Source organism: Corynebacterium sp. HMSC056E09 (assembly GCF_001813425.1).
Taxonomy (GTDB): domain Bacteria; phylum Actinomycetota; class Actinomycetes; order Mycobacteriales; family Mycobacteriaceae; genus Corynebacterium; species Corynebacterium hesseae.
In genome coordinates, this window is the sequence record NZ_KV812476.1 from 1 (window position 1) to 2,310 (window position 2,310).

Annotated in this window: 1 protein-coding gene; it reads right to left on the reverse strand. The window is 49.9% G+C overall.

The features are described 5' to 3' along the window. Window positions 1-1,115: 1,115 nt before the first annotated feature. Window positions 1,116-2,310, reverse strand: a 1,195-nt coding sequence (locus HMPREF2912_RS00560) for a hypothetical protein (RefSeq protein ID WP_210396351.1), incomplete at its 5' end; no start/stop codon positions are given.

The window sequence follows — 2,310 nt, forward strand, 5'->3', positions numbered from 1 at the left end:
ATATCAGGTGTCTACCAAACAGGGGTCAGGTCCCCCGCCGTGATCCTTGGTGCTCGCCTTGCATTCGACTACAACGAGTACCCCGTCGAGTCCCGGAATCCGAGCTACAAACTCCGGTGATCCCTTCTTTCCCGTTCCGTGCTTGGACGCTGTAGAAAGAAGTTGATTGGCAACTAGATCTTTTGTTCCCTGCTCTTCAATCCCTTCATAGTGGCACTCGTTGAGAAGATTTCTAAGTAGCTGTTCGGTATCACGTTCCGACATCACACCCTTTCGTTCATATTGATTGGTTAACTATTTTACCAGGAGAAACAAGATTTGTTCGAAGGTAAAGCGATACAAGAATCTTGTCTAACCAAAAGTTGAATCGGTGCTGATCACGGAAGTGAGAACTGTTAGACCATTTACTCTTCGACGTTAATTTCATCTCGAACAGAAACTTGAACTCAGCCCTGCCGCCCTCTAAACACCCCTCGTTCAACTCTTCTCCTGGAGACTCTCGCTACTCCAAAAAGTCACAACATGAATTTTCTGTCGGGAGGCTGGTAGAACTCTCGTAGGGTGGCTCATCTGTACTACCGTAGGACGGTTCATAGGATATGCCGTAGGCACCGTGTAGGGGATCTCGTAGGATGATCATTAGGTATAAGGTCTCATACATTCAGCTACTGCGTTTGCAGTTCGTAGGGAAATTCTAGGTCTACCAGAACTCCCGTTCGCCCCATCATTTGGTCCCTGGAGACACTGTATTGCCTGTTCGGACGTGTGTCTATGTGTGTTCCTGACTGCATTTCGGCTGAACTACCAGTCAAGCGCTATAGGAGCGAGAATCAAGCTCTCGTAGGGCTATTCTCCAGCGCCCGTAACCTCGCATTGAGAGCACCCCTAAAAGCCCTACAGACCGCCTCGATATAGGGCCGAATATCGGGCAGGATTGCGAGGGCCATAACCCAGCTAATCTGGCCCACGCCGCAGTGAAAGAGAACCTAAAAGCCACTCACGACCGCCCTAACCGCTCCGAATCGACGGCGCTTATACGCACCATCAATCCAACACACACGTCACTCTCCCACCGCAGCTACACACGTTCATGCCGCTCCCGCGCGTGTGACACCTCAGCCGTGATACTCACCGTCCGGGAACGCGTCAGGCCACGTGCTTTCATCCTCACCAAGTACACTAATAATCTTTTCAATCAGTCCTGCATGAGCTTGCACATCCAACTCCGGTGGGTTCGGCATTGCTAGATTGTGTCGAGGATCAAACGTGTCGAGATACTTTTCAGCCCATGCGATCCATGGACTTTCAGGCTCGTTTCGCTTTATGAAATCAAGGTATTCGCGTACTGCTTCAAACTGTTTCAACTCTTGAGAACGCTTGTGCAACACATCGAAATAGAATTCCTTCGCAACAGTTTTCGCCGCGATGCCCTGAGCAAATTCAGCCTGCCGATCCCTAAATTCTTTTCGCCGTCGTGAGAGTTCAGCATTAACCCCGTACCAAAAATCGCTTACTCGCAGCGACATGAAAAAGCGCTCAATACCGTTTTCAATTCCGTTCGGATTTCGCTTTGTATCGTGCGCGTTGAGACCGTAACCAACCTCAATTGTCAGCTGTCCATTGGGAATATGATTGTAGTAACGGTGCATCGGCTCACCCTTATGCCACCGATTATGCTTCTCGATTTCTTCTGTGGTCGGCTCGCGCTCGGACTTTTCGTAGCCCTCTTTAATCAAAACCTTCGACAAGCTGCCAATACCCGCCGAAACTCCACGCACAATCGTTTTCTTCGACCAGTCGTTGTACCACTGATCGACTTCCACAGTGCCGCCGTACAACTCAAACAACGTGAAGACGACATGCAGCACCCGCTTCGCACGCGCATAAACGTCAGGGCTGAGTTTTTCTTTGCGCCATTCAAAAGTCGTTTTCACAGCGGGGTGATACTTAGAAATTCGTTTCTCACCACGAATCAGCTCCCGCCAATCAGGAAGTCGCAACGGCTCAAGTTGAAGCTTTCCCACTTTGAAACTGCCCTGTGTTCGCCAGTAGCCTGGCTGTGTAGCGACATAGTCATAGATAATGTTTGACTCCGGGTCGCCATAGTTCTTGACCAAGATTTTCCCTACCGGAATCCAAATTCGTTTCAACTCAGATTCACTCGCCGCACACCAGAAAGCGTCAAGATCCGACTGCTCAATTGCACTCAACGCTTTCTGTACGTAAGGCTCAAGATCAATCTTCGGCTCAGGTGGTGCGGGTGGTTTCACAGGAACGGGACCTGACCCCTGTTTGGTAGACACCTGATAT